This is a genomic window from Lapillicoccus sp. (assembly GCF_025353065.1).
Taxonomy (GTDB): Bacteria; Actinomycetota; Actinomycetes; order Actinomycetales; family Dermatophilaceae; genus Lapillicoccus.
Map to the genome: position 1 here is coordinate 1 of NZ_JANXRJ010000256.1, position 26,632 is coordinate 26,632.

A 26,632-nucleotide genomic window follows, 5' to 3' on the forward strand; every position below is an offset into this window, starting at 1 on the left:
GGTCGGTAGCCCTGGCTGCCGACCGGCCGGACGCAGCTGTCTGTCCGGATGAGACCGGGCGTCCTCGGATCAGACCGGGGGTGGAGGCGCGCACGTCGGGGCCGGGTGACAATAGGGAGGTGAGTCTCTCCACCGACCGTCCGCTTGTCCGTTGGGCCGCACCCGTCGCCGCTGTCGCGGTGATCGCCGGTGCCACGGTCCTCACCACCCGCAGTGCCTCGGCCGACGCCGGTCTCCCGGCGATCTCGGCGCAGCAGCTGCTCGTGGACGTCCAGGGAGCGAAGGTCGCCGGCATCTCCGGCACCGTGAGCCAGAGCGTCGACCTCGGGCTGCCACAGTTGCCCGGGCTCTCGTCCGCCTCCGGCTCCGCCAGTGACAGCCCGGCCCTGAGCTCCATCGCCTCCGGCACCCACACGTGGCGGGTCTGGGTCGCGGGCCCGACCCAGCAGCGACTGGCGCTCGTCGGCAGCCTCGGCGAGTCCGACATCATCCGCAATGGCACCGACCTCTGGGCCTGGTCCAGCCAGGACCAGACGGCCGTCCACTCGACCCTCCCGGCTCACACGGCGGGCACCAGCGCGCGGCAGCTGCCGACCGATCTGCCCAAGACCCCCGCCGAGGCCGCGCAGCTGGCCCTCGCCGCGGTCGGGAAGACCACCGACGTCAGCGTCGCCGGCACGGCCGTGGTCGCCGGCCGACCGGCATACGAGCTCGTGCTGAAGCCCAAGGGCGGGGCGACCCGCGTCGCCCAGGTCCGCATCGCGGTCGACAGCGTCACGAAGGTGCCCCTGCGCGTCCAGGTCTATTCGACCAAGCTCGCCAACCCGGCCATCGACGTCGGCTTCACTTCGGTCGACTTCGGCGTGCCCGCCGCCGCCCAGTTCACCTTCACCCCGCCGCCCGGCACGACGGTCACCCAGAAGGCCCTCCCGCTGGCTGCCGGCACGGCGACCAAGCCGTCCGGCGCCAAGCCCTCCATCCCGGCCGGTGCGACGCCCCCCAAGGTCGTCGGCACCGGCTGGAGCACGGTCTTCGTGGCCAAGGTCCCTGCCGGCGCGATGAGCCAGGTCGGCGGCGGCCAGGTGCAGGCCCTGCTCACGGCGATCCCCAAGGTCTCCGGCGCATGGGGCAGCGGTCGGCTCGTCGAGGGCACGCTCTTCTCGGTCGTCCTCACCGACGACGGACGGGTCGCTGCCGGTGCCGTCGCCCCCGCCCAGCTGTATGCCGCCCTGGCGGCTGGGTGACCGACCTGGCGGTCGCGACCTCGGGACTGACCAAGCGCTTCGGCATGCAGACGGTCGTCGACGCGATCGACCTCGAGGTGCCGGTGGGCGCTGTCTACGGCTTCCTCGGGCCCAACGGCTCGGGCAAGACGACGACGATCCGGATGCTGCTGGGGCTGGTGTCGCCGACGTCGGGGACGCGCAGCCTGCTCGGGCACGACGTCGCCCGCGAGGCCGGCGCGGCCCTCCCGCGGGTCGGCAGCCTCGTCGAGGGGCCGGCCTTCCACCCCTACCTGTCGGGGCGGGCCAACCTCGCGCGGCTCGACGCGGCCGACCGGATGGCCGACCCGCGCACGATGCGGACCCGTATCGACGGTGCGCTCGACCGGGTGGGACTGCTCCCCGCGGCCGGAAAGCGTTACCGCGTCTACTCGCTCGGTATGCGGCAGCGGCTCGCCATCGCCGCAGCCCTGCTCGCCCCGCGTGACCTCCTGGTCCTCGACGAGCCGACCAACGGCCTCGACCCGCAGGGCACCCGGGAGGTCCGCCACCTGATCGGCTCGCTCGCCTCGGACGGTGCGACCGTGCTCGTCTCTAGCCACCTCCTCTCCGAGGTCGAGCAGATCAGCACCCACCTCGGGGTGATGAGCGCCGGCCGGCTCGTGGCGCAGGGGACGGCGGCGCAGGTGCGGGGCTCCGTCGCCCCGGTCGCCCGGGTCGACACCGATCAGGTCGACGAGGCGCGGCGCGTCCTCGTCGAGCTCGGGCTGGGCACCGTCGAGGTCGTCGAGGGCGAGCTGCGCGGCACACCGGGCGAGATCGCGCCGGAGAAGATCGTGGCGGCTCTCGTCCACGCCGGGGTCGGGGTGCGCTCGTTCCAGGTCTCCTCACCGAGCCTCGAGGACCTGTTCGTCCAGCTGACCGGGGAGGGCTTCGATGTCAGCGGCTGAGCAGGTCCGCACCCGGCGGTCGACCCGGGTCTCGACGCGGCTGCTGCGCTCGGAGCTGCGGCTCATCGCCGGCCGGCGACGCAATCAGATGGGGATGCTCGTCCTCGCGGCCGTCCCGGTCGTGCTGGCCATCGCGGTGCGGGTCACCTCGCCCCGGGCCGGGCGCGGGCCGGACTTCCTCGCCTCGATCACCGCCAACGGACTGTTCGTGCCGCTGGCTGCACTCACCCTCGAGCTCCCCCTCTTCCTCCCGCTGGCGGTCGCCGTCCTCTCGGGTGACACGATCGCCGGCGAGGCCAACATCGGCACGCTGCGCTACCTGCTGACGGTGCCGGTCAACCGCACCCGGCTGCTCGCAGTCAAGTTCGCCTCCCTCGCCATCGGTGCCTTCTGGGGGGTGCTCGCCGTCGCCGTCACGGGCGCGGTCATCGGGATCGCGCTCTTCGGCACCGGTTCCCTGACGACGCTCTCCGGCACCCAGATCCCGTTCGGCGACGCGGTCTGGCGGCTGCTGCTCGTGATGCTCTACATCACCCTCTGCCTCACCGCTCTCGCGGCGGTCGGTCTCTTCATCTCCACGCTGACCGAGCAGCCGATCGGCGCGATGGTCGCCCTGGTGATCTTCTCGACGGCGTCGTTCATCCTCGACTCGGTGCCCCAGCTGGCCTGGCTGCACCCGTGGCTGCTCGTGCACGACTGGAACGCCTTCGGCGACCTGCTGCGTGACCCGCCGCTCTGGGACACGGTGTGGCGCGGCCTCGGTGTCGACGCGGCATACGCCGTCGTGTTCTGGCTGCTCGCCTGGGCCCGGTTCGCCGGCAAGGACGTCACCAGCTGACCGCGACGTCCGCGCCTTCGTGACACCGGTGTCCCAATGACGCGGACGTCAGGGGTGGGTCAGGTGCGCAGGGCGGCGAGGAGTGGGGCGACGCGCTCCAGGTCCTCGGGGTCCTCGGGGCCGGACAGGTCGGGCAGGGCCAGGAAGACGGTGCCGACGCCGAGCATGCCCAGCCGGCGGTAGCGCTCGGCGTGGGTGGCGGGTTCGCCGGCGTGGTGGCGCGTGGCCCAGGTCGCTGCGGCGGTCCGGCCCCGGGTGCGTTCGACCCGGGCCGCGGTGTCGTCGCGGTCGCGGCCGACGATCGCCACGTCGAGGACCGTGATCTCGACCTCGGCGGGGTCGCGGCCGGCGTCTCGGGCGGCCGTCCGGACAACGTCGATCCGGGACGGCAGCCGGTCGTCGGCCGCCACGTTGCATCCGTCGCCCAGGCGTCCGGCGATCGAGAGGGACCGTTGGCCCGATCCGCCCACGATGATCGGCACGTCGTGGAGCGGCCGGGGGTAGGAGGTCGTCTCGGGAAGCGAGACCCGTTGCCCGGCATACGATCTGGTGCCGGTGGACCAGAGGGCACGCATCGTCTCGATACCCTCCTCGAGGAGGTCGAGCCGCTCACCAGGGGTCGGGAACGCCAGCCCGTATGCCGCGTGCTCCCGCTCCCACCACCCCGCGCCGACGCCGCAGAAGGCGCGTCCACCCGACAGCACGTCGAGGGTGGCGACCGCCTTCGCGAGCAGGCCCGGCCGGCGGAAGGTCACCGGTGAGACAAGGGTCCCGAGGGCGAGCCGGGTGTCGAGACCGGCGAGCAGACCGAGGGTGACGAAGGGCTCGGGGATCGGGTCCCAGGCCCGGCCCACCTGCGGGATCTGGATGAGATGGTCCATCAGCGCGATCCCGTGGAAGCCGACCTCGTCGGCGGCGAGCGCGATCGACCGCAGCCACGCGGTGGGCTCGCCGCCCCACGGGACGCTCGACAGCTGCAGCACCACGCGCGGCCGGCTCTCCTCACTGCGTCCGCTTGGGAGAGACACCGGTGTCTCCGCGGTGCGGACGTCCGCCACCTCGTTGTTTCGCACCGTGATCACGTCGTCCCAGCCCTCGGCGGCGAGCTCGGCCGCGACCGACCGCATCCGCCTCAGCTGGGTCAGGAGGACTGGTGCCGGCACGGGTCGGTCGCGGCGCGAGTTCCGTTGGCGGCATACGGCATCCGGGGTGTCGAGCAGCACCGCCACGGCCGGTATGCCGTGCTGCCGCGCCTGCCCCAGCCAGCCGCTCCGCCGCGCCGGGTCGAGCCCCAACGTGTCGACGACGACGGTGAGTCGTCGGCGCAGCCGGGCGGCGACGATCCGATCGAGCAGGTCGAAGGCGTCGACGGACGCGTCGAGGTCGGCGGGCCCGCTGCCGACCACCCCTCGCAGGGTGTCCGAAGACACCACCTCGACGGCCCGGTAGTGGTCCGCGGCCCAGGTCGACTTGCCCGACCCTGCCGCGCCCACGAGCACGACGAGCGCCGGATCCTGGAGCGGCGTCACCGCCACCCCCACAACGTCCGCGCGGACGCGGCACCGGTGTCGCGGCCGCGCGGCCGCCAGGGCTCGGGCCGGCGCGAGCGCGTCAGGTGAGCTGCTTGACGTCGAGCTCGCCGTCGGCATACCGCTTGCGCAGGACCTTCTTGTCGAACTTGCCGACCGACGTCTTGGGGACCTCGTCGATGAAGGCCCACCGCTCGGGGAGCTGCCACTTCGCGACCTTGCCGGAGATGAAGTCGCGCAGCTCGTCGGCGGTCACCGTGGCCCCCTCGTTGAGGACGACCGAGGCGAGCGGGCGCTCGTCCCACTTCGGGTCGGGGACGCCGATGACGGAGGCCTCGAGGACGTCGGGGTGGGCCATGATCGCGTTCTCGAGGTCGACCGAGCTGATCCACTCGCCACCCGACTTGATGACGTCCTTGGCGCGGTCGGTCAGCTGGAGGAAGCCGTCCGCCGTGATGAGGCCGACGTCACCGGTCCGGAGCCACCCGTCGTCGCTGAACTTCGCCGCCATCTCGGCGGTGTCCTTCGCCGACTCCTCACCGTTGAGGAAGTAGCTCCCGGTCACCCACGGACCCGACACCTCGATCTCGCCGACCGACTCGCCGTCCCACGGCTGGGGCTCGCCGTCGGGGCCCATCAGCCGCGCCTGGAAGCCGGGCAGCAGACGTCCCTGCTTCTCGCGGTAGGACCAGTACTCGTCCGACCCGACCTCGGTGCGCGCCGGGGCGATGGCCAGCGAGCCGACCGGGGACGTCTCGGTCATCCCCCAGCCGTGGATGATCTCGATGTCGTGGCGCTCCTGGAAGTTGTGCATGAGCGCGGGTGGCGCCGCCGAGCCGCCGACCATCAGCCGGTAGCAGCTCGAGGTGTCGATCTCGGGGTGGGCGTCGAGGTAGCGCAGCAGCTCCGACCAGATCGTCGGCACGCCGGCGCCGGTGGTGACCTTGCAGTCCTGGATCATCCGGGCGAGCGGCTCGGGCTGGAGGAAGCGGTCGGGCATGATCACGGACGACCCGGCGAGCATCACGAGGTAGGGGAAACCCCAGGCGTTGGCATGGAAGAGCGGGACGACGACGAGGTTGCGATCGCCCTGGCGCAACCCCAGCATCTGCGCGTCCGTGATCGCGTGGAGGTAGTTGCTCCGGTGCGAATAGGCAACGCCCTTGGGGTTGCCCGTCGTTCCGGAGGTGTAGCACATCGAGGACGCGCTGTTCTCGTCGAGGTCCTCGGGCCAGTCGAAGCTGTCGGGCTGCCCGTCGATGAACTCGTAGAAGTCATGCACGGCGCGCACGTGCTCGGGCGCCCCGAGAGCGGCCTTCGTCTCCTCGTCGATCGGGCCGTTGACGATGACGGTGTGGATGAGGGGGAGGTGACCGATCAGCTGGCTGAAGGGCTTGGCCAGGGTGTTGTCGATGACCACGACCTCGTTGCCGGCGTGGGTTGCGGTGTAGATCAGCTGGTCCGGGAAGAGCCGGATGTTGAGGGCGTGCAGCACGGCGCCCATGGACGGGATCGCGAGGTAGGCCACGAGGTGCTCGGCGTTGTTCCACATGAACGTCGCGACGCGCTGGTCGCCGGTGATGCCGATGCCGCGCAGCGCGTGCGCGAGCTGGGCCGCGCGACGGCCCACCTCGGCGAAGGACATGGTGCGGCCGCCCTCGGGGGTCCAGGTCACCACCTCCTGGTCGGCATGGATCGTGGTCCCGTAGCGCAGGATCTGTGAGATCAACAACGGTGTCGTCTGCATGGTGCTCTTCATGAGGTGAGGTTGCCTCATTCCGGGCCAGGATGGAAGTGGAACCGCGTGAAGTCACAGCACGGCGCAGGGTGAGAGAGTGAGCCGGTGAGCCGGCGGGGGACGAGGGTCGACGGGAGCGAGGGACACGTGATGGGCGTCGACGCGGACGCGGCAACCAGCACGCAGGACGAGATCTGCGCGGAGATGGCCGCCCTGCGCGCGGGCTACGAGCGGCGCGGGTCGGACACCGAGCCCGAGACCCAGCCCCGGCTCGACTACCCGCCCTACCGCAGCTCGCTGCTGCGGCACCCGACCAAGGACCTCCACCACGCGGACCCCGAGACCATCGAGCTGGAGGCGCCGGTCTTCGGGCAGCGCGACGTCGGCGCGCTCGAGGCCGACCTCACGATCCAGCAAGGAGGGGAGCCGCTCGGGGAGCGGATGATCGTCACCGGACGGGTGCTCGACGGCGACGGGCGGCCGGTGCGGCGGCAGCTCGTGGAGATCTGGCAGGCCAACGCCGCCGGCCGATACATCCACCAGCGGGACCAGCACCCGGCCCCGATCGACCCGAACTTCACCGGCTCCGGGCGCTGCCTCACGGGCGAGGACGGCAGCTACCTCTTCACGACGATCAAGCCCGGGCCCTACCCCTGGAAGAACCACCGCAACGCCTGGCGCCCGGCCCACATCCATTTCTCGCTCTTCGGCACCGACTTCACCCAGCGGATGGTCACGCAGATGTACTTCCCCGGCGACCCGCTCTTCGCGCTCGACCCGATCTACCAGTCGATCCTCGAGCCCGCCGCCCGCGACCGTCTCGTCGCGGCATACGACCACGGGGTGACCCGGCCCGAGTGGTGCACCGGCTACCGCTGGGACGTCGTACTCACCGGCAGCCACGCGACGTGGACCGAGCCGGACGACGGGGGAGTGGCGTGACATCTGAGCTCACCCCGACCCCGGACCTCACCCCCACGCCCGGCCAGACCGTCGGGCCCTTCTTCGGCACCGCCCTCCCGTATGCCGGGGGAACCGACCTCGTCGGCCCGCACCACCCACGCGCGATCAGACTCCACGGCACCGTCTTCGACGGGGCTGGCGCCGTCGTGCCGGACGCGCTGCTCGAGATCTGGCAGCCCGACGAGGAGGGATCTGTCACAACGGAGCCCGGGTCGTTACGACGCGACGGGTGGACCTTCACCGGCTTCGGCCGCACCCAGGTCGACGGGGTCGGCCACTACACCTTCACGACCGTCGACCCCGGTGCGACCGAGCCCGGTCGGGCGCCCTTCGTCGCGATGACGGTCTTCGCCCGCGGCCTGATGAACCGGCTCTTCACCCGCTGCTACCTGCCCGAGGACACCGTCGCCCTCGCCGCCGACCCGCTGCTCGCCTCACTCCCCGAAGATCGCCGCGCGACCCTCGTCGCGCGGCGCGAGACCGACGGCGGGCTGCGTTTCGACGTGCGGCTGCAGGGCGACGCAGAGACCGTCTTCCTCGCCTACCCGCGACACGCCCGGCACTGACGGACGGACCGGGGCTGTGAGCGACCTCCTGTGGCCGGGCCTGCATCGAGCGGCGGGCCTCTTCGACGACGATGCGGTGCTGGCCTCCCTGTTGCGGGTGGAGTCGGTGTGGGCACACGTCCTCGAGGAGTCCGGGCTCGTGCCGACAGGCACCTCGGCGATCCTCGACGGGGTGGCCGAGGCCGTGGACCCCGACGCGGTCGCCGTGGCCGCCGAGGGAGGTGGCAACCCCCTCATCCCGTGGCTCGCGGAGATCCGCGCCCGAGCCCGTGCGATCGACCCCGCTGCGGCCGCGGCGATCCATCTGGGGCTGACGAGTCAGGACGTCGTCGACACCGCAGTCCTGTTGTGCGCCAAGGACTGCCTCGTGGCGATCGCCGACGAGCTCGACCTCCAGATCGCCGTGCTCGCCGCCCTCGCCGCCGAGCATCGCGCCACCCCCATGGTCGCCCGGACCCTCGGTCAGCACGCCCTCCCGACGACCTTCGGCGTCCGCGTCGCGTCGTGGCTCCGGGGGCTCCTGGTGGCCCGGACCCGGGTGCGGGACGTCGTGACGTCATTGCCCGTGCAGCTCGGTGGGGCCGCGGGGACGCTCGCTGCGCTCGTCGAGGTATGCCGCGCCGCCGGGACCGCCGACCCCGTCGCCGTCACGGCCGATCCCGTCACCGCCGCCCGGGAGCTGGTCGCGTCGACCGCCCGGGGGCTCGGACTGCTGCCGACGCCGCCGTGGGACACCGTCCGGGAGCCGGTGACGAGGGTCGGCGACGTGCTCGTCACCGTGAGCGACGCCCTGGGACACCTCGCGAACGACGTCGTCCTCCAGTGCCGGCCGGAAGTTGCGGAGCTCTCCGAACCCGCGGCCGACGGCCGGGGTGTCTCGTCGGCGATGCCCCAGAAGCGCAACCCGGTGCTCGCCATCCTCATCCGCCGGCAGGCGATGTCGGCGCCGCTGCTCGGCGCCCAGCTCCACCTCGCCGCGGCCGCCGCGGTGGACGAGCGACCGGACGGCGCCTGGCACACGGAGTGGGCGCCGTTGCGCGACCTCTGCCGGCGCACGGTGGGTGCCGCCCGACAGGCGACCGAGCTCGTGACCGGGCTCGAGGTCCACCCCGACGCCATGAGGGCGCACCTCGACCGGGCGCTGCCCGGCGCCCTCGCCGAACGTCTCGTCCCCGTCCTCGCGCCGCTCGTCCCGGGGGGTCGGGCCGAGGTGACCCGGCTCGTCTCCGTGGCCTCCGACGCGGACGAGTTCGCCTCCCTGGTGGGCCCGCTCGTCGTCGGGCGGCTGACGCACGACGAGCTCGCCGCACTGCTCGACCCCACGGCATACCTCGGCGTGGCGGTCTCGCTCGTCGACGAGGTCGTGGCCGAGGCCACCTCCGCACCGTCCTTCCCTCACCCGTCCCTCCCTCACCCGTCGACCCCCTCCTGAGAGCAGCCCGCCATGGCCGTCCCAATCCTCACCCCCGTCCTGCTCTCTCCCCAGCGCGCCGGCCAGCGGCCGCTGCTCGTCCTCGGACCGTCGCTCGGCACCTCGGTCGCCGGGTTGTGGGGCGAGGTCGCGACCCTGCTGGCCGACAGCCACGACGTCATGGGCTGGGACCTGCCCGGGCACGGTGGGAGCCCCACGACGCGGACGCCGTTCACCGTCGCCGAGCTCGCGGCGGGGGTGCTCGCGGCGGTCGACGGCATCCAGTCCGGGCGCGACGAAGCCGGGCGTCCGTTCGCCTACGCCGGCGACTCCGTGGGTGGGGCGACCGGGCTGCAGCTGGCCCTCGACGCACCGCACCGGCTCTCGGCCGTGTCCGTGGTCTGCTCCGGCGCGCGGATCGGCGACGAGCAGATGTGGACCGAGCGGGCCGAGACCGTGCGTCGATCGGGGACCCCGGTGATGGTGGGCGGCGCGTCCGAGCGATGGTTCGCGCCGGGCTTCCTCGACCGTCGGCCCGACGCCGGGTCGCGGCTGCTGCACGACCTCTCGTCGGCCGACGACGAGGGATATGCCGGCGTCTGCGAGGCGCTCGCCGGCTTCGACGTCCGTGAGCGCCTCGGCGAGATCGCGACCCCGGTCCTGGTCATCTCCGGCGCGCTGGACGTCGCCGCGCCCCCGGAGGGTGGACGGCTCGTCGCCGAGGGCGTCGTGGACGGGCGCTACGTCGAGCTCGAGGGCGTCGCCCACCAGGCGCCGGTCGAGGCACCGCAACGCACGGCCGACCTCATCGCCGCCCACGCCGCCGGGCAGGTGACGCAGCGCGAGGTGTATGCCGCGGGGCTCCAGGTCCGCCGTGAGGTCCTCGGCGCCGCGCACGTCGACGCCGCGACCGCCGCGATCGACGGGACGACGCGCGACTTCCAGGAGCTCATCACGCGCTACGCCTGGGGCACGATCTGGACGCGACCGGGGCTCGACCGTCGCTCGCGCTCGATGATCACGATCACGGCGCTCGTCGCCCACGGCCACTGGGAGGAGCTGGCCCTCCATCTGCGCGCCGCGCTCAACAACGGGCTGACCCGCGCCGAGATCAGCGAGGTCCTGCTGCAGTCGGCGGTCTACTGCGGTGTGCCCGCGGCGAACTCGGCCTTCCGGGTGGCGCAGGAGGTCTTCCGGACGGTGGCGGACCCGGGGGCGTCGTGAGCGGGGGGCGTCGCGAGCGGGAGGCGTCGCCAAAGGTGTCCTCTGGCGACGCCCGGCTCCCGAGTGGTCAGGAGCGGTCGATCTCAGGCCCCGAGAACGACCGAAGCTGACCACTCGCAAAATCGGGCCGCGCCCTGACCGCCAGAGGTCACCTTTGGCGTCGCCCGTTGACGACCCCGCCCCCGGGGCCTATCGTCGTGTTCACCTGCCGCACAGGTGTTCACTCACCGAACACCGCGTCCACCGAACACCACGCCATCTGACGCCCAGGAGTGATGAACCCCGTGACCTCGGCCTTCCTCTACGACGCGGTGCGGACGCCGTTCGGCCGCTACGGCGGGGCGCTCGCCGGCGTCCGGCCCGACGACCTCGCCGCCGGGGTCCTGCGCGCCGTCGTGGCCCGACATCCCGACCTCGACCCCGCACGCATCGACGAGGTCGTCCTCGGCAACGCCAACGGCGCCGGCGAGGACAACCGCAACGTCGCCCGGATGGCGGTCCTGCTCGCCGGCCTGCCGGTGTCCCTTCCCGCCAGCAGCATCAACCGACTCTGCGGATCGAGCCTCGACGCCGCGATGATCGGCTCGCGTGTCATCGAGACGGGCGACGCGCACCTCGTCCTCACCGGCGGCGTCGAGTCGATGAGCCGCGCGCCCTGGGTGCTGCCCAAGCCGGAGAAGGGCTACCCCGTCGGCAACGCTACGCTCTCGTCGACGACCCTCGGCTGGCGGCTGGTCAACCCCGCCATGCCGGCCGAGTGGACCGTCTCGCTCGGGGAGGCCAACGAGCAGCTGCAGCAACGGTATGCCGTGAGCCGTGAGCGCCAGGACGCCTTCGCCGTCCGCTCGCACCAGCTCGCGGACGCGGCGTGGACGGCCGGCTTCTACGACGGCCACGTCCTCCCCGTCGCGGGCGTCGACCTGGCCCGCGACGAGGGCATCCGTCCCGGCTCCACGGTGGAGAAGCTCGCCGGCCTCACGCCCGCGTTCCGGCCCGACGGGACGATCACCGCCGGCAACGCCTCCCCCCTCAACGACGGCGCCTCGGCCGTCCTCCTCGGGTCGGAGGAGGCCGCGGGACTGCTCGGCGCCGAGCCGTTGGCCCGTGTCGCCGGTCGTGGCGCTCATGCCCTCGAGCCGCAGCTCTTCGGGTTCGCGCCGGTCGAAGCGGCCCACCGAGCCCTCGCGCGAGCCGGCATCGGCTGGTCGGACGTCAGCGCGGTGGAGCTCAACGAGGCCTTCGCCGTGCAGTCGCTCGCCTGCGTCGACGCCTGGGGGATCGACCCCGACATCGTCAACGCGCGGGGCGGGGCGATCGCCATCGGGCACCCCCTCGGGGCCTCTGGCGGTCGGATCCTCGGCACGCTCGCGGCACGGCTGCGCGCCGACGGACAACGATGGGGGGTCGCGGCGATCTGCATCGGCGTGGGCCAGGCGCTCGCCGTCGTGCTCGAGAACACCGGTCCCACAGCGGGATCCGCACCGTGAGCCGGATGCGCGTCGTCGCCGACCCCGACGAGGCGGTGGCCGGCGTCCAGGACGGCGCGACGGTGCTCATCGGGGGTTTCGGGCCGGCCGGACAGCCCGTCGCCCTCATCGACGCGCTGCGGCGCAGCGGTGTCTCGCAGCTCACCGTCGTCAACAACAACGCCGGCAACGGCGAGACCGGGCTGGCCGCGCTGATGGCCGGCGGCCACGTGAAGCGGATCATCTGCTCGTTCCCGCGTCAGAGCGACTCCTACGTCTTCGACGGCCTCTACCGATCCGGCGCGATCGATCTCGAGGTCGTGCCCCAGGGCAACCTCGCCGAGCGAATTCGCGCCGGGGGGGCGGGGATCGGTGGCTTCTTCACCCCGACCGGGGCCGGGACGATGCTGGCCGAAGGCAAGGAGACTCGGACGATCGACGGTCGCGACCACGTCCTGGAGTATGCGATCTCGGGCGATCTGGCGCTGGTCAAGGCCTTCCGGGCCGACCGGATGGGCAATCTCGTCTATCGGAAGACGGCCCGCAACTTCGGGCCGGTGATGGCGACCGCGGCGACGGTCACGGCGGTCCAGGTCGACGAGGTCGTCGAGGTCGGAGCCCTCGACCCCGAGGTCGTCGTCACCCCCGGCATCTACGTCGACCGGGTCGTCGTCGTCCGGACCCCCGGATGACGTCCTCCGGCGGCGCCACGGAGGTCGGGACGATCGAGCACCTCGACCGCGGCCCGCTCGATCGTCACGAGATGGCCCGCATCGTGGCACGCGACATCCCGGCCGGGTCCTACGTCAACCTCGGCATCGGGCAGCCCACGCTGGTGTCCGACCACCTCGACCCCGACAGCGGCGTCGTCCTCCACACGGAGAACGGCATGCTCGGCATGGGACCGGTGGCCGTGGGCGAAGAGATCGACCTGGACCTCACCAACGCCGGCAAGATCCCCGTGACGGAGCTGCCGGGTGCGTCCTACTTCCATCACGCCGACTCCTTCGCGATGATGCGCGGCGGCCATCTCGACGTCTGCGTCCTCGGGGCCTTCCAGGTCGCCGTCAACGGCGATCTCGCGAACTGGCATACCGGTACCCCCGACGCCATTCCCGCGGTGGGGGGCGCCATGGACCTCGCCACCGGCGTCCGGGACGTCTACGTGATGATGACGCTGTTCGCCAAGGACGGCACCGCCAAGCTGGTCACCCGATGCACCTACCCCCTGACTGGACTCGGTTGTGTCAGCAGGGTGTTCACCGACCACGCGGTGTTCCTCATCGCTGATGGACAGGTCACCGTCAGCGAGACCTTCGGGATCTCCGTCGAGGAGCTTCGCTCCCGCCTCGCGGTCCCGCTCCTCGCCCGATGACGGGCGCGCGCGCAGTCGCGGGCACGAACGGCGCGACGCTTCCCCCGGAACCGTCCCCGCACGTCCAGTCGCTCGGTCGCGGGCTCGCCGTCATCGAGGCCTTCGACGCCGACCACGACGCCATGACCCTCAGCGATGTCGCGAGGCGCACCGGGCTCACCCGCGCGACGGCCCGCCGCTTCCTGCTGACCCTCGTCGACCTCGGCTACATGCGCACCGACGGGCGCCACTTCACGCTCACCCCGCAGGTCCTCCGCCTCGGCCACGCCTACCTCTCCTCGATGGGCCTGCCCGACATCGCGCAGCCCCACCTCGAGGCGCTCTCGGCACAGCTGGCCGAGTCGGTGTCCGTGGCCGTGCTCGACGGGTCCGAGATCGTCTATGTCGCCCGGGTCGCCACCCGCCGGATCATGACCGTCGGCATCAGCGTCGGCACCCGCTTCCCGGCCTACGCGACGTCGATGGGCCGAGTGCTGCTCGCGGCCCTCCCCACCGAGGAACGCTCGAAGACACTGCTGCACAACGACTTCCGCGCCCTGACCGACCGCACGATCACCTCCGCCACGGCCCTCGAGCAGGAGCTGGTGCGGGTCCGCGACCACGGCTACAGCCTCGTCGACCAGGAGCTCGAACCCGGTCTCCGTTCGCTCGCGGTGCCCCTCGTCGGGAGTGCCGGAGAGGTCGTGGCAGCGCTCAACGTCTCGACCCAGGTGCGACCCGTCAGCGACGACCTGGTCGAGACCCACCTCCCCGCACTCCGCCGTTGCGCCGAGGCCATCAGTCGCGACCTGCGGTCGGCGAGACACTGAGCGGTCCCGGACCTCCGGGGTGCGGGAAGGAGGCGCATCTCAGCCGGGGATCAGCGAGACCTTGATCGACTCGGCCCCGGAGGCGACGAGGTCCAGGCCGCGCTGGAAGTCCGCCAGCGGCAGCTGATGGGTGCAGATGTCGTCCATCGGCAGCCGCCCGGACTCGATGAGGCGGATGGCGGCCGGCCAGCAGTGGGGGCCGAGGTGAGCACCCAGGACGTCGAGCTCCTTGTCGTCGCTGATGATCGACCAGTCGACCGTCACGTCCTCCTTGAAGACGCTGTACTCGACGAAGCGACCGAGCTTGCGCAGGAGGTTGAGGCCCTGGAGCACCGCTGCGGGAGCCCCGGTCCCCTCGAGGTAGACGTCGGCGCCGTAGCCCCCGGTCATCTCCCTGACGAGCGCGACCGCGTCCTCGGAGCCGATGTTGATCGTCCTGGTCGCGCCGGTCCTGCGGGCGAGGTCGAGCTTGCGGTCGTCCAGGTCGAGGGCGACGATCTCGGCCGGGAACTTCGCGGCGGCGCCGGCGATCATGCCCAGGCCGATCGGTCCGCACCCTGCGACGACGACGACATCCGCGAAGGTGATCTGCGCGCGCTCCACCGCGTGCAGTGCGCAGGACAATGGTTCGGCGAAGGCGGCGTGGGCCGGGGGGAGGTCGGCACTGATCCGGTGCACGAGCGCCTCCACCGGGAAGACCAGGTAGGACGCCATCGCACCGGAGTGGCCCCGGAAGCCGAACATGTCGTGCCGGGCGCACATGTGGTAGCTACCGGTGTCGCAGTAGCGGCAGTCCCAGCAGGGGACGATCTGCTCGGCCACGACCCGGTGCCCGACCTCGATGCCCCAATGGGCTCGCGCAGCATCGTCCAGCTGCACCACCCGACCGGTGAACTCGTGCCCCGGGACGATCCCCGTCTGTGCCCAGGGCGAGCGGTTGGCGTCCCCCCAGAACTTGGCGGCCCCGTGGTAGCACTTGAGGTCGCTGGCGCAGATGCCCACCGCCTCGACCTCGACCAGGACCTCGCCCGGTCCGGGGGTCGGGACGGGGATCTCCTCGAGCCGGTAGTCGCGAGGTCCGTGGCACACCACCGCCTGCATCGTGGTGGGGAGGGGTGCGGCGTGGTCGCCGTGAACGGTGCTCATCAGGGGACTCCTCAGGGTTGCGGGCGTGGTGACACGCCTCATGGGGTGCTGCTCGGTCGGGGTCGTGGGCGGCGTGGCGTCGTCATCGTGGGCGCCACGATGACGTCGATGCCCTTGCCCCGCATGCGGTCGATGTCCGCGGCGGGAGTGGCGTCGTCGACGATGACGGTGTCGAAGTCGGTCAGCGGGGCGAGGGCGTACATCGCCTGACGATCGAACTTCGTGTGGTCGACCACCAGCACCTTGCGATTGGCCGAGCTGAGCATGGCTCGCTTGGTCGCGATCGTCTCGGTGACCTGGTGGAAGGCGACGTCACGGGTGATGGCGGACGTCGAGAGGAAGGCGGTGTCGGCGTGCAGCTCGGAGAGCGCCTGCGTCGTGAGTGGTCCCATGAACGCGTTGCACCAGCCGTAGTACTGCCCGCCGATGCCGATCAGCGTCAGGCCCTTGGTCCCCCGCAGCTCGCTCATCAGGGTGAGCACGTTGGTGACCACGGTCAGCGGAGCCTTGCCCTCGAGGTGGGGAGCCATGCGCAGGATGGTTGTCGAGTCGTCGAGGATGATGACCTGCCCGGGCTCCACCAGCTCCATGGCGGCCAGGGCGAGGGCTTCCTTCTCCTTGGCCTGGTGGCTCAGGCGGTAGACGTCGCTCGACTCCACGAGGATGGTGGAGGTGGCGGTCGCCACCCCCCGGCTCTTGCGGAGGATCCCCCGGCTCTCCAGCTCGTCGAGGTCGCGATGCACCGTCATCAGGCTGATGTCGAACATCGCGGCGAGCCGCTCGATCCTGATCGTGCCGTCGGCCATGACGGCCTCGGCGATCCGCGCCTGCCGGTCCACCTGGCGCGGACGCCGTGGATCTCCTGCCTCCGGGCTCGTCATGACGTGGTCACCTCGCCTTCGCATCCGGAGGTCAGGCGCGAGCGCACTGAGCCTGCTCAAAGTTCGGCTCATCCTAGGTCAGCCGATTCGTCGAGGATCCGGGCCAGCGCCGTGGTGTCGTGCGCGAAACGTCCGAGAAAGAGGCCGTCGACCGCTGCCCCGAGGTCGGACAGCAGACCGACTCCCGCGCTTCCTCCGTAGATGATGCGGGTGGGCACGCGGGCCCGGTGGTGCGCGAGCCAGGCACGGACCTCGCGGATGACGGCGGCGACGTGGTGGGGAGCCGCCGGCTCGGCCGCACCGATCGCCCACGACGGCTCGTAGGCGACCACGAGAGGGCCGGCCCGGTCGAGGTCGGTGGACAGCACGGCCTCGAGCTGCCGGACGCACTGGACCACGCTGGCGTCGACCGACTGCTCGCTCGTCTCGCCGATGCAGAGGATGGGGATCAGGCGGTTGCGCCAGGCGGCCCGGATCTTGAGCGCGAGGAGGCGGTCGTCCTCGGCGAAGAGCGTGCGCCTCTCGAAGTGCCCCACCTCGACGTAGGTGCAGCCGACCCCATGGAGGTCGGCTCCGCTCGTGGCTCCGGTGAAGGCGCCACGGTCCTCGTGGAAGAGGTCCTGGGCGCCGAGCCGAACTCCCGAACCCGCTAGCGCCGCGATCGCGACGGGCAGGGCGGGGAGCGACGGGAGGACGACGACCTCGGTGCCCCCGGCCCTGACGACCGGATGGCTCCTGGCGAGCGAGGCGACCTGCTCGCACCAGGACCGGGTGCGCGCGACGTCGAAGTAGAGCTTCAGGCTGATGGCGATGAGGGTCGGTCCGGACGCGGTCACAGGAGGCACCGGGTGCCGGGCCTCGTCAGTCTCTGGTGCGTTCATAGTCATCGATCTCGGCGACCTTGGACGCCGAGCCGGACGACTCGTCGAACTCGTAGGTCAGCCACTCCCTGGCGAGCCGGCGGGCGAGCTCCAGCCCGATGACCCGCTGGCCGAAGGTCAGCACCTGGGCGTTGTTGCTGAGGACCGATCGTTCGACAGAGAAGCTGTCGTGCGCCGTCACCGCTCGGACGCCGGGGACCTTGTTGGCCGCGATGGCCACCCCGAGTCCCGTCCCGCAGACCAGCAGCGCGCGATCGGCACGCCCGTCCGCCACCATCTGCGCCGCGGCGATGGCCACGGACGGGTAGGCCGTCTGCTCGCCCTGCGCGACCCCGACGTCGGCGACGACCTCGACCGCGACATTGGCCTCCAGGTCCTTGCGCAGCGCCTCCTTGTAGTCGAAGCCGGCCAGGTCCGAACCGACGACGACACGGATCCGTGACGTGGCCGTCATGCTGAGGCCTTCTTCCCGGCCACGAGGGCGCCGATGGCGGTGACCGCCAGGGCGAAGGACACGGCTCCGGGGTCCGGACTGCCGACGCTGCGCTGCGTATGGGCCCGAGCTCGTCCGGTGAGGGGGAGCAGCTCGGCCGTGGCCTCGGCTGCGGTGGTCGCCACCTCGGCCGCGGTCACCCACGCCGTCGAGAGCGGGGTACCGTCCCTCACGTCGGCCGCGAGGCGCTCGCTGAACGGGATGAGGGAGTCCAGGAGGGTCTTGTCCCCCAGCCGGGCCTTACCCACCCGCATCACGGCGTCGCGGGCGTCCGCCACCCCGCCGACGATGCCTGTGGCGGACGCCGGGAGGTCGTCGGAGAACCGCTCCGCCATGGCCCGCAGGCCCAGACCCCAGAGCGCCCCCGACGTGCCGCCCGCGTGCTCCGCCCAGGCGTCGGCGGCGGCCAGCAGCGTGGTCCGAGCGCCCGCCCCGGCGTCGACAGCAGCGTCCGCGGCGGCCGCGGCGGCAGTGACACCGCGCTGCATACCGATCCCGTGATCCCCGTCGCCGGCGACCGCATCGAGTCGGCCCAGCCGGTCGACGTTCTCGGTCACCGTCCCCCTGATCGCGCGGACGCAGTCGGCGAGCCCGGCCGCCGCCGACTGCGAATCCGCAGACGCACGTGGGGTGCTCGGCGGGAGCGATGGCGCGGGTGTCGATCTCGGCGGATGCCCGTCGGTCGAGTCCGCCGGCGGGGTCACCGCGCCCCGCCGGTATGCCGCGGTCGCCGCGGGCGACGTCCACGCCCGCTCCAGCTCGTCGTCGAGCCACATCAGCGTCAGCGACAGGCCGGCCATCTCGAAGCTCGTGGCGAACTCGCCGACCTCGGGCTGGACGACGATGAGACCGGCGGCGTCGAGCCGCTTCGCCACCTGCCCGTAGACGACGAAGAGCTCCTCGGACTTGATCGAGCCGAGGCCGTTGAGGATGACTGCGACGCGGTCTCCACCCGCGCCGGAGACTCCCGGGGCCTCGTCGAGGAGACGGTCGACGAGCTCGTTCGCGAGCTCGCGGGCGGTCGGGATGTCCTGCTCCTCGATTCCCGGCTCGCCGTGGATGCCCAGCCCCACGGCCATCCGGCCCGCCGGGACGGTGAAGAGCGGTGCCTCCGCACCCGGCAGGGTGCATCCGGAGAAGGCGACACCGAGCGTCCGCGTCCGCTCGTTGGCCCGGTGCGCGACCTCCCAGGTCTCGTCGAGCGAACGACCCTCCTCCGCCGCCCAGGCGGCGGCCCGGAAGACCGGGAGGTCACCGGCCACCCCCCGACGCAGCCCTCGCTGGTCCGGGCCGGCGCTGGAGATGTCGTCGGTGACGACGACCGTCCGCGTCGGGATCCCCTCGGCCCGCAGCCGCTCCTGCGCGGCGTCGAAGTTGAGGACGTCGCCCGCGTAGTTGCCGTAGCTGAGCAGGACGCCGGAGTCGGACGCGGCGGCGCGTGCCACCTCGTAGACCTGGTGGGCCGAGGGAGAGGCGAAGACGTGACCCATCGCCGCGCCGTGCGCGAGCCCCGGACCCACCAGCCCGGCGAAGGCGGGATAGTGGCCGGAACCGCCGCCGATGACCAGGGCCACCTGACCCCTCGGGGTCGGGGCGGCGCGGCATACCCCTCCGTCCACACGCTGCACGATCTCGCCGTGCACCGCCACGAAGCCGTCGATCATCTCCTCGATGAAGGTGTCGGGGTCGTTGACGAGGTAACTCATGGGACGTCCTTTGTCGGGTGGTCGGGCGTGCCCGACGTCAGGGGAGGGTTACTGCTTGAGGGTGAACGGGCCGGTGAAGTCGCCCACGTTCGCCGTGGTGACGAGGATGCAGTCGAAGGACTGCTTCTCCGCGTCGGCGCCGGTCTTGCCGGTCTTGAGGAACGAGTCCGCCTGCTGGACAGCCTTTTTGGCGAAGGTGGCGACCGGCTGCAGGACGGTGTACTGCATCTCACCGGCCTTGACGGCGGCGGCGGCGTCGGGCGAGCCGTCGAAGCCGCCGACCTTGACCTGGGCGAGCTTGCCCGCCTGCTTGAGGGCGGTGATCGCGCCGAGCGCCATCTCGTCGTTGCCGGCGATCACCCCCGTGATGTCCGGGTGAGCCTGCAGGAGGGTCTGCATCTTGTCGTGCCCCTGGGTGCGGTCCCAGTTGGCGACCTCCTTGCCGACCTCCTTCAGCGTCGGGTACTGGCTGAGGACACTCAGATAGCCGTTGGAGCGGGTGGCGGCGTTGTTGTCCGACGGAGCCCCGAGGAGCTCCACGTAGGTCCCCTTCTCACCGACGTCCTTGACCCACTGCTGGCCACCGAGGGCCGCCCCCTGGGCGTTGTTCGAGACGAGCTGGGCCTTCGCCAGGCCCTCCTGGTTGATCTCGGCGTTGACGAGGAAGACCGGGATGTTGGCCGCGTTCGCCTTCTTGACGGCGCCGATGGAGCCGCTGGCGTTGGCCGGGTCGAGGATGATCGCCACCGACTTGTTGGTGATCGCGGTGTCGATCAGGGTGCTCTCGGTGTTGGTGTCGCCCTTGGACGCGGCCACGTTGGAGGTGTAGCCGAGGGTCTTGGCCTCGGCCGCGGCGACGGTGCCTTCGGTCTGCCAGTACGGGTTGGCGGGGTCGTTCACGATGATCGTGATCAGCCCCCCCTTGGAGGCGCTGGTCGCTCCGCCCGTGCCGCCCGACCCCGCCGAGGGGGACGAGCTCGAGGAGCAGGCGGACACGGTCATTCCGAGACTGGCGAGTGCGGCAAGAGCCACAAAAGTCCTACGTGACATGGGAATTCCTTCCAAGGGGTGGTGTCGCTCACGGGGTCGAGGCGGCTGGGGGTGTGGCGGCTGGGGGTGTGGCGACAGGGGGTGTGGCACCGGCCGATTTCTTCGAGCGGCGGCGTCGGCCGTACTGCACCGAGTTGAGGAGGACGGCGAGCACGATGACGGCTCCGGTGAAGACCGTCTGCCAGTAGGCGGAGACGCCGATGATCACGAGCCCGTCGGACAGGAAGCCGATGACGAACGCGCCGAGGAGCGTGCCGCGGACGTTGCCGCGACCTCCGGTGAGGGCGGCTCCACCGATCACGACGGCGGCGATGGCGGTCAGCTCGTAGGACGTCCCGGCGGTGGGGCCGGCCGAGGTGAGCTCCGAGGAGAGGATCAGGCCGGCGAGGGCCGAGCAGACACCCGAGATGACGTAGACCCGGACCTGGACCTTCTTGACCGGCACCCCCGACAGCTCGGCGGCGCGCTCGTTGCCTCCGGACGAGTAGAGCCAGCGACCGAACACGGTGCGGGTGAGCAGGATGCTGGCGACGACGGCGACGACGATCATCACGAGGACGCCGATCGGGACGCCGATCAGCTTGTTGAAGCCGAGCCAGTTGAAGCCGGTGTTGCCGAGGGCCGGTTGGCCACTGAGGTCGTTGTAGGTGAGGCCGTTCGTCATCAGCAGGGCGACCCCGCGCACGACGTAGAGCATTCCCAGGGTGGCGACGAACGAGGCGACCCTGAACCGCGCCACCAGGGTGCCGTTGACGAGTCCGATGAGGGCCCCGACGACGCAGCAGAGGACGACGACGACCCAGACGGACGGGAAGAGGGCCACTCCGAAGGGGGAGAGCCTGACCCCCTGCATGAGGAACCCGGCGACGACCCCGGACAGCCCGAGCGTCGAGCCGACGGACAGGTCGATGCCGCCGTTGAGGATGACCAGCAGCATCCCGATCGCCAGCAGGGCGTAGACCGCCACGTGCGAGGACATCGTGAGGAGGTTGCTGACGGTCAAGTAGTTGGGCGAGAGGAGGGAGAAGATGATGATGACCGCGAGGAGGGCGAAGAACGCCCGACCCTCGAGGAGGAGCCGACCGATGTCGATCTTGCGCCGGACGGGCTCGGTCGTCGGAGCGGCGGTCTTCCGGGTTGTCGTCGTCATGTGCGGCTGGTCCTGTTCCGGGTCACACGGCCACGGCTTCGCCCGAGGCGGCCATGATCGCTTCCTTGTTGATGTCGGCGGAGAACTCCGCCGAGATGCGCCCCCGGCGCATCACGACGATGCGATGGGCGATGCTCAGGCACTCACCCACCTCGGACGTGGAGTAGACGACCGCGAGACCGGCCTGGGCCCGCTCGGCGAGGAGGCGGAACACCTCGCCCTTGGCGCCGACGTCGATGCCGCGGCTCGGCTCGTCGAGGAGGATCACGTCGGGGTGGGTCGCGAGGATCTTGCCGATGACCACCTTCTGCTGGTTGCCGCCGGACAGGGACCCGATGGCGGCAGAGCTGCCGGAGGTCTTGACGTGCACGGCGTCGATCGACTGCTCCACCAGCGCTCGCTCACGGGACCCGGAGAGGAAGCGCCCGCGGACGAAGGAGGTGATGCTCGCCAGCGACACGTTGCGACCGACGGACATGGTCGGCACCAGGCCGTCGCGCTGGCGGTCCTCGGGGACGAGACCCAGACCTCGGTCGATCCGCTCCGCGATGCTCAGCCGCGTGACGTCCTGGCCCTTGAGCAGGATGGCGCCCGACGTGACCGGTATGCGGCCGGCCACGGCCTCGAGCAGCTCGGTCCGGCCGGCCCCCATGAGGCCGTAGAGACAGACGATCTCGCCGGCGCGCACGTCGAGGTCGACCCCGTCGACCACGAAGCGGTCCGGGTTGCGCTCGTCAGCGACGCTGACACCGCGGACCGACAGGGCGACCTCGGCGGCGTCGGATCTCGGTGGGGGCTCGCCGAGGTCGAAGTTGGCCCCGACCATCTGGCGGACGACCCAGTCGAGGTCGATGTCACGGGCGGCCGCCGTGGCCGTGATCGACCCGTCGCGCAGCACCACCGCGTGGTCGGTGATCTGCAGGGCCTCCTCGAGGTGGTGCGAGATGTAGACGATCGAGACACCGCGCGAGGTCAGGTCGTGGATGACCTTGAACAGGATCTCCACCTCGGAGGCGCTGAGGGCGGAGGTGGGTTCGTCCATGATCAGGATGCGGGCGTTGACCGAGAGGGCCCGGGCGATCTCGACGATCTGCTGCTGACCGAGGCGGAGGGCGGAGACCGGGGTGAGGGGGTCGATCTCCTCCTCGAGCTCGGTCAGGATGGCTAGCGTCTGGCGGGCCTCCTCCGCGAAGTCGACCGTCCCGCGGGGGGTGCGCAGCTCCCGGCCCATGAAGACGTTGTCGCGGACGGACAGGTTGGGGGCGAGGCTCAGCTCCTGGTGGATGATCGAGATCCCGCGGTCCCGGGCCCCCACGGTGGAGCCGAACACGACGGGCTCGCCGTCGAGGACGATCTCCCCCGAGGTGGGGCTCTCGACGCCGGAGAGGATCTTCATCAGCGTGGACTTGCCGGCCCCGTTCTCCCCGAACAGGGTGGTCACGGTCCCGCGGGTGATGTCGAAGTCCACACCCTTGAGGGCCCGGGTCCCTCCGTAGGTCTTGACCACGTTGCGGGCGCTCAGCACGACCGAGTCCGTCGCGTCGCTCGTGCTCGTCTTCGGCGCGTCGCTCGTCACGAGACGGTCAGCTTCGCCGGCGTGATGAGCCAGCCGTTGGGGTTGATGAGCTGGAACGCGCCGACGAGCGTGATCGTCTTGCCGGTCAGTGGGGCCGTGCCGAGGGGAGCCAGGACCTGCTGCTTCATCTGGGTGTTGAGGGCCGAGGCGGCGTTCTGGTACTCGATCTGGTTGGTGAACTGGCCGAAGGTGACCGTCCCCGTGGCATCCCGCAGGTCCGTCCCGTTGATGGCCGGCCCGGTCTGCACGCGGATGACCAGGGTGGCCGGGAGGCCCGCCACGGTGACGGTGTAGATCCCCGACTGCCCGGCGCCCACGGTTCCCGTCAGGCTCACCGAGAACTCCGGTCCGGTGCCGCCCTTCACGCCGTACTGCTTCGCTGCGGCGGTTGGGTCGGCGGCGAGGGCCTTGGCGAGGACGGCAGCGGGAACGGCCTTCGTGGCGAGCGCCGCCTGCACCTTCGGGAACTCGGTCTTCCCGTAGGTGGCCGGGTCGAAGACCTTCGGCCCGGCGGCTGCGGTGTCGTCGAGGCTGACCACCTTCGTGCCGAACGCCATGGCCACGAGGACGAGGAGCGGGACGGCGGTGCGGGCCAGCGTCCTCGTCCGGGGGGAGGTGCGCGCCGGACCGGTGCGAGGTGACTCGGTGCCGGGTGGCTCCACGTCGACTGCGCGCATCGTGCTGCACTCCCGTCCGACGAGCCGGAACACGTGGTTCCGGGTCGTCTCATCGGCAGCGTCGCGACGTCTGCGCCACGCTGCGCCAAGTTAGATTTCTGAGATAAACCGCATCTCTGGTGTGAAGAAAACCATAGACATGACATTGGCCCCTGTCAACGGCGCGGATCCTCCCGGCCGTTACAGTTCTCGCAGCACCGAGCTCGAACAGGAGGCACCGATGATCGTTCCCTTCTCCGTCACCGACTTCATCGACCGCGCGACGTCGGTCTACGCCGAGCGGGTGGGTGTCGTCGACGAGTCGGACCAGCCGGCGACCTCCTGGGGTGACCTCACCTACGGTCGGGCCGGCGAGCTGGCCCGGGCGCAGGCCGCGAAGCTCGACGCGCTGGGCATCGGGGTGGGTGAGCGGGTCGCCTACGTCTCCCACAACAGTGCCCGCCTGCTGACCGCCTTCTTCGGCGTCTGCGGGTCCGGTCGCGTCCTCGTGCCGATCAACTTCCGCCTCTCCCCCGGCGAGGTGGCCTACATCGTCAAGCACTGCGGCGCTCGCGTCCTCTACATCGACCCGGAGCTGTCCGAGTCGCTCGCCGAGGTCACGGCCGAGCACACCTTCGTCATCGGCGACGACGACGACGCCTACCTCTTCGACACCGAGCCGCAGCCGTGGGAGCCGGACGAGAGCGCGACGGCGACGATCAACTACACCTCGGGCACGACGGCGCGGCCCAAGGGCGTGCAGGTCACCCACCGCAACATCTGGACCAACGCCGTCACCTTCACCCTCCACGCGGGGGTGACCGACCGGGACGTCTACCTCCACACGCTGCCGATGTTCCACTGCAACGGCTGGGGTATGCCGTTCGGCATGACGGGGATGGGCGTGCCCCACATCGTGCTGCGCAAGATCGACGGCGCGGAGATCCTCCGCCGCGTGGAGAAGCACGGCGTCACGGTGATGTGCGCGGCGCCGGCCGTCGTCGCCGCCGTCCTCGACGCCGCGCAGACCTGGGAGGGTGACATCCCTGGCCGCGACCGTGTCCGCATCATCGTGGCAGGCGCGCCGCCACCGACGAAGACAGTCGCCCGGGTGCGGTCCGAGCTCGGGTGGGAGTTCATCCAGATCTACGGGCTCACCGAGACCTCGCCGCTGCTCACCGTCAACCGGATGCGGTCGGAGTGGGACGACCTCCCGCCCGACGAGCAGGCGACGAAGCTGGTGCGAGCGGGTCAGCCGGCCATCGGCTGCACCGTCCGGATCGACGGCGACGGCGAGGTGCTCGTCCGCTCCAACGTGGTCCTCGAGGGCTACTGGGACCAGCCCGAGGAGACGGCGATCGCGTTGCGGGACGGGTGGTTCCACACCGGCGACGGCGGGGTCGTCGGCGACGACGGTTACCTCACGATCCAGGACCGCAAGAAGGACGTCATCATCACCGGCGGTGAGAACGTGTCGTCGATCGAGGTCGAGGACGCGATCTTCTCCCATCCCGACGTCGCCGAGGTCGCGGTCATCGGCGTCCCCGACGACAAGTGGGGCGAGACGATCAAGGCCCTCGTCGTCCGCACGCCCGGCTCCGAGCTGACCGAGCAGGAGCTCATCGACTACTGCAAGGCCAGGGTCGCCCGCTTCAAGGCGCCGTCGACGATCGAGTTCCGCGACGTGCTGGCCCGCACCGCGACCGGCAAGCTGCAGAAGTTCAAGCTGCGGGCCCCCTACTGGGAGGGGCGCGACCGGCAGGTCAACTGAGGCGGGGTGGCGCGGCCCATGGACGAGGGCCTACGTTCTGCCCATGAGACGACTCCGGAACGCCCTCTTCGCTGCGCTCGCCGTGGCAGCCCTCGTTGGAACAGCGCTCACGACCCCTGCGTATGCCGCGCCGGCGGCGGGCGGTGACTCGTCCGGACCGACGACACCCGCGGCATACGCAGCTCTGGCGCACGGTGACGTGGGCCTCTCGTGGAAGCTCACGAACACCGGCACGCAGGCCCAGTTCCGTGGCCTGGCACCGGTATCGAGGCGAGTGGCGTGGGTCTCCGGCACCGCGGGCACGGTCCTGCGCACCGTCGACGGCGGTGCCACCTGGGCCTCCGTCGGCCCGCCGCTCAGCACGGCGGACGCGGCCCTCCAGTTCCGCGACATCGAGGCCTTCTCGGCCCAGGACGCCGTGATCATGTCGATCGGCAACGGCACCGACTCGCGCATCTACGTCACGGACAACGGCGGTGCGACGTGGACCGAGACGTTCCGCAACACCCAGCCGAAGGCGTTCTACGACTGCATGGCCTTCTCGTCGCCCCTCCACGGCCTGGCGTTGAGCGACCCGGTGAATGGCAAGTTCCGCCTCATCGAGACGAGCGACGGAGGTCACTCGTGGAGGATCATCAGCAACGCGGGGATGGTGCCCGCGCTCGACGGGGAGTTCGCCTTCGCGGCGAGCGGGACGTGCCTCGCGACCGGCGCGGGCAACCGCGTCTACATCGCGACCGGTGGGGTGGATCCCGGCCGCATCCTCAGCAGCGGCGACGGCGGCCACACCTGGACCGCCACGGAGAGCCCGATCGCGGGCGGTGCGGCGGCGGGGGTCTTCTCGGTGCAGTACCGGAGCGCCTCCCGCGGGATCGCCGTCGGCGGCGACTACACCAACACCACGCGGATTGGCGGCGACGCGGCATACACGGCCGACGGTGGTACGACCTGGCAGAAGTCCGTGAGTGAGCCCGCCGGCTACCGTTCCGGCTCCGCCTGGGTGGCGCCCTGGTTCGGCATCGCGCTGGCGGTCGGGCCGACCGGCTCCGACCTCACCCTCGACAACGGCAAGCACTGGAGCTCCTTCGACACGGGCACCTTCGACGCCGTCGAGTGCACCTCCGACCTGTCCTGCTGGGCCTCCGGGTCCACGGGTCGGGTCGCCCGGCTGGTCCTGCGCTAGCCGAGCGGGTGGCTGTCTCGCCACCCACCCTGCTGAGGTCGTGGTCT

Annotated in this window: 24 protein-coding genes; 13 read left to right on the top strand and 11 right to left on the bottom strand. The window is 71.3% G+C overall.

The window, feature by feature from the left end:
- Nucleotides 1-119 precede the first annotated feature (119 nt).
- The 3 genes from Q0R63_RS18600 to Q0R63_RS18610 are packed head-to-tail and all read left to right on the top strand — an operon-like array spanning nt 120 to nt 3,011.
- The gene (locus tag Q0R63_RS18600) at nt 120-1,244 is read left to right on the top strand and encodes a DUF2092 domain-containing protein (protein ID WP_295700674.1); all 1,125 of its coding nucleotides are present in this window, start codon (nt 120-122) and stop codon (nt 1,242-1,244) included.
- Nucleotides 1,241-2,173: an ABC transporter ATP-binding protein gene (locus Q0R63_RS18605; RefSeq protein ID WP_295700677.1), complete on the top strand. Its 933-nt coding sequence runs from the start codon at nt 1,241-1,243 to the stop codon at nt 2,171-2,173. The genes Q0R63_RS18600 and Q0R63_RS18605 overlap by 4 nt, the downstream gene beginning before the upstream one ends.
- Entirely contained in the window at nt 2,160-3,011 is an 852-nt protein-coding gene (locus Q0R63_RS18610; protein ID WP_295700680.1) for an ABC transporter permease, read from the top strand. Before Q0R63_RS18605 ends, Q0R63_RS18610 begins: the two co-directional genes overlap by 14 nt.
- 59 nt (nt 3,012-3,070) lie before the next feature.
- On the opposite strand, the gene Q0R63_RS18615 is transcribed toward Q0R63_RS18610, so the two are convergent.
- Nucleotides 3,071-4,546 carry an LLM class flavin-dependent oxidoreductase gene (locus Q0R63_RS18615; RefSeq protein WP_295700683.1) on the bottom strand — a complete coding sequence of 492 codons (1,476 nt, stop codon included), beginning with the start codon at nt 4,544-4,546 and terminating at the stop codon, nt 3,071-3,073.
- Between the two features lie 76 nt (nt 4,547-4,622).
- The gene (locus tag Q0R63_RS18620) at nt 4,623-6,299 is read right to left on the bottom strand and encodes a long-chain fatty acid--CoA ligase (protein ID WP_295700686.1); all 1,677 of its coding nucleotides are present in this window, start codon (nt 6,297-6,299) and stop codon (nt 4,623-4,625) included.
- A gap of 129 nt (nt 6,300-6,428) precedes the next feature.
- Between Q0R63_RS18620 and pcaH the strand changes: the two genes are divergently transcribed.
- The 8 genes from pcaH to Q0R63_RS18665 all read left to right on the top strand — a co-directional run bounded on the left by pcaH (nt 6,429) and on the right by Q0R63_RS18665 (nt 14,092).
- A complete protein-coding gene (pcaH, locus tag Q0R63_RS18625; protein ID WP_295700689.1) occupies nt 6,429-7,220 on the top strand; it encodes a protocatechuate 3,4-dioxygenase subunit beta in 792 nt (263 codons plus the stop codon).
- Nucleotides 7,217-7,807, top strand: a complete 591-nt coding sequence (pcaG, locus tag Q0R63_RS18630) for a protocatechuate 3,4-dioxygenase subunit alpha (protein ID WP_295700691.1) — start codon at nt 7,217-7,219, stop codon at nt 7,805-7,807. Before pcaH ends, pcaG begins: the two co-directional genes overlap by 4 nt.
- Nucleotides 7,808-7,823: 16 nt before the next feature.
- A complete protein-coding gene (locus Q0R63_RS18635; RefSeq protein WP_295700694.1) occupies nt 7,824-9,239 on the top strand; it encodes a lyase family protein in 1,416 nt (471 codons plus the stop codon).
- A 12-nt stretch (nt 9,240-9,251) separates the two neighbouring features.
- A complete protein-coding gene (gene pcaC / locus Q0R63_RS18640; protein ID WP_366521171.1) occupies nt 9,252-10,442 on the top strand; it encodes a 4-carboxymuconolactone decarboxylase in 1,191 nt (396 codons plus the stop codon).
- Nucleotides 10,443-10,726: 284 nt separating this feature from the next.
- The gene (locus Q0R63_RS18650) at nt 10,727-11,929 is read left to right on the top strand and encodes a thiolase family protein (protein WP_295700736.1); all 1,203 of its coding nucleotides are present in this window, start codon (nt 10,727-10,729) and stop codon (nt 11,927-11,929) included.
- A gap of 5 nt (nt 11,930-11,934) precedes the next feature.
- Nucleotides 11,935-12,600, top strand: a complete 666-nt coding sequence (locus Q0R63_RS18655) for a 3-oxoacid CoA-transferase subunit A (RefSeq protein ID WP_295700697.1) — start codon at nt 11,935-11,937, stop codon at nt 12,598-12,600.
- Complete coding sequence (locus Q0R63_RS18660; protein ID WP_295700700.1) at nt 12,597-13,283, top strand: 3-oxoacid CoA-transferase subunit B; 687 nt, start codon at nt 12,597-12,599, stop codon at nt 13,281-13,283. Before Q0R63_RS18655 ends, Q0R63_RS18660 begins: the two co-directional genes overlap by 4 nt.
- The gene (locus Q0R63_RS18665; RefSeq protein WP_295700703.1) at nt 13,280-14,092 is read left to right on the top strand and encodes an IclR family transcriptional regulator C-terminal domain-containing protein; all 813 of its coding nucleotides are present in this window, start codon (nt 13,280-13,282) and stop codon (nt 14,090-14,092) included. Before Q0R63_RS18660 ends, Q0R63_RS18665 begins: the two co-directional genes overlap by 4 nt.
- Nucleotides 14,093-14,131: 39 nt before the next feature.
- Here Q0R63_RS18665 and Q0R63_RS18670 read toward each other — a convergent pair whose 3' ends face one another.
- The 9 genes from Q0R63_RS18670 to Q0R63_RS18710 form a co-directional block, all read right to left on the bottom strand.
- Nucleotides 14,132-15,238, bottom strand: a complete 1,107-nt coding sequence (locus Q0R63_RS18670; protein WP_295700706.1) for an alcohol dehydrogenase catalytic domain-containing protein — start codon at nt 15,236-15,238, stop codon at nt 14,132-14,134.
- A 38-nt stretch (nt 15,239-15,276) separates the two neighbouring features.
- Nucleotides 15,277-16,119: a DeoR/GlpR family DNA-binding transcription regulator gene (locus Q0R63_RS18675; protein ID WP_295700709.1), complete on the bottom strand. Its 843-nt coding sequence runs from the start codon at nt 16,117-16,119 to the stop codon at nt 15,277-15,279.
- 68 nt (nt 16,120-16,187) lie between these two features.
- Nucleotides 16,188-16,955: a triose-phosphate isomerase family protein gene (locus tag Q0R63_RS18680; RefSeq protein ID WP_295700712.1), complete on the bottom strand. Its 768-nt coding sequence runs from the start codon at nt 16,953-16,955 to the stop codon at nt 16,188-16,190.
- Nucleotides 16,956-16,980: 25 nt separating this feature from the next.
- Entirely contained in the window at nt 16,981-17,454 is a 474-nt protein-coding gene (locus tag Q0R63_RS18685) for a ribose-5-phosphate isomerase (protein ID WP_295700714.1), read from the bottom strand.
- A complete protein-coding gene (locus Q0R63_RS18690; RefSeq protein WP_295700717.1) occupies nt 17,451-19,199 on the bottom strand; it encodes a dihydroxyacetone kinase family protein in 1,749 nt (582 codons plus the stop codon). Before Q0R63_RS18690 ends, Q0R63_RS18685 begins: the two co-directional genes overlap by 4 nt.
- Before the next feature lie 48 nt (nt 19,200-19,247).
- Nucleotides 19,248-20,201 (bottom strand): D-ribose ABC transporter substrate-binding protein, encoded by a 954-nt coding sequence (locus tag Q0R63_RS18695; RefSeq protein WP_295700720.1) that lies wholly within the window; start codon nt 20,199-20,201, stop codon nt 19,248-19,250.
- Nucleotides 20,202-20,277: 76 nt separating this feature from the next.
- Nucleotides 20,278-21,399, bottom strand: a complete 1,122-nt coding sequence (locus Q0R63_RS18700; RefSeq protein ID WP_295700723.1) for an ABC transporter permease — start codon at nt 21,397-21,399, stop codon at nt 20,278-20,280.
- A 22-nt stretch (nt 21,400-21,421) separates the two neighbouring features.
- Entirely contained in the window at nt 21,422-22,975 is a 1,554-nt protein-coding gene (locus tag Q0R63_RS18705; RefSeq protein ID WP_295700726.1) for a sugar ABC transporter ATP-binding protein, read from the bottom strand.
- Nucleotides 22,972-23,652 carry a DUF2291 domain-containing protein gene (locus tag Q0R63_RS18710; RefSeq protein ID WP_295700727.1) on the bottom strand — a complete coding sequence of 227 codons (681 nt, stop codon included), beginning with the start codon at nt 23,650-23,652 and terminating at the stop codon, nt 22,972-22,974. Before Q0R63_RS18710 ends, Q0R63_RS18705 begins: the two co-directional genes overlap by 4 nt.
- A 220-nt stretch (nt 23,653-23,872) precedes the next feature.
- Here Q0R63_RS18710 and Q0R63_RS18715 point away from each other — a divergent pair, with 220 nt between their 5' ends.
- Both Q0R63_RS18715 and Q0R63_RS18720 read left to right on the top strand, forming a co-directional pair.
- On the top strand, nt 23,873-25,402 hold the full coding sequence (locus tag Q0R63_RS18715) for an AMP-binding protein (RefSeq protein ID WP_295700729.1): 1,530 nt from the start codon (nt 23,873-23,875) through the stop codon (nt 25,400-25,402).
- 43 nt (nt 25,403-25,445) lie between these two features.
- Complete coding sequence (locus tag Q0R63_RS18720; protein ID WP_295700732.1) at nt 25,446-26,585, top strand: oxidoreductase; 1,140 nt, start codon at nt 25,446-25,448, stop codon at nt 26,583-26,585.
- The last annotated feature ends 47 nt before the right edge of the window (nt 26,586-26,632 follow it).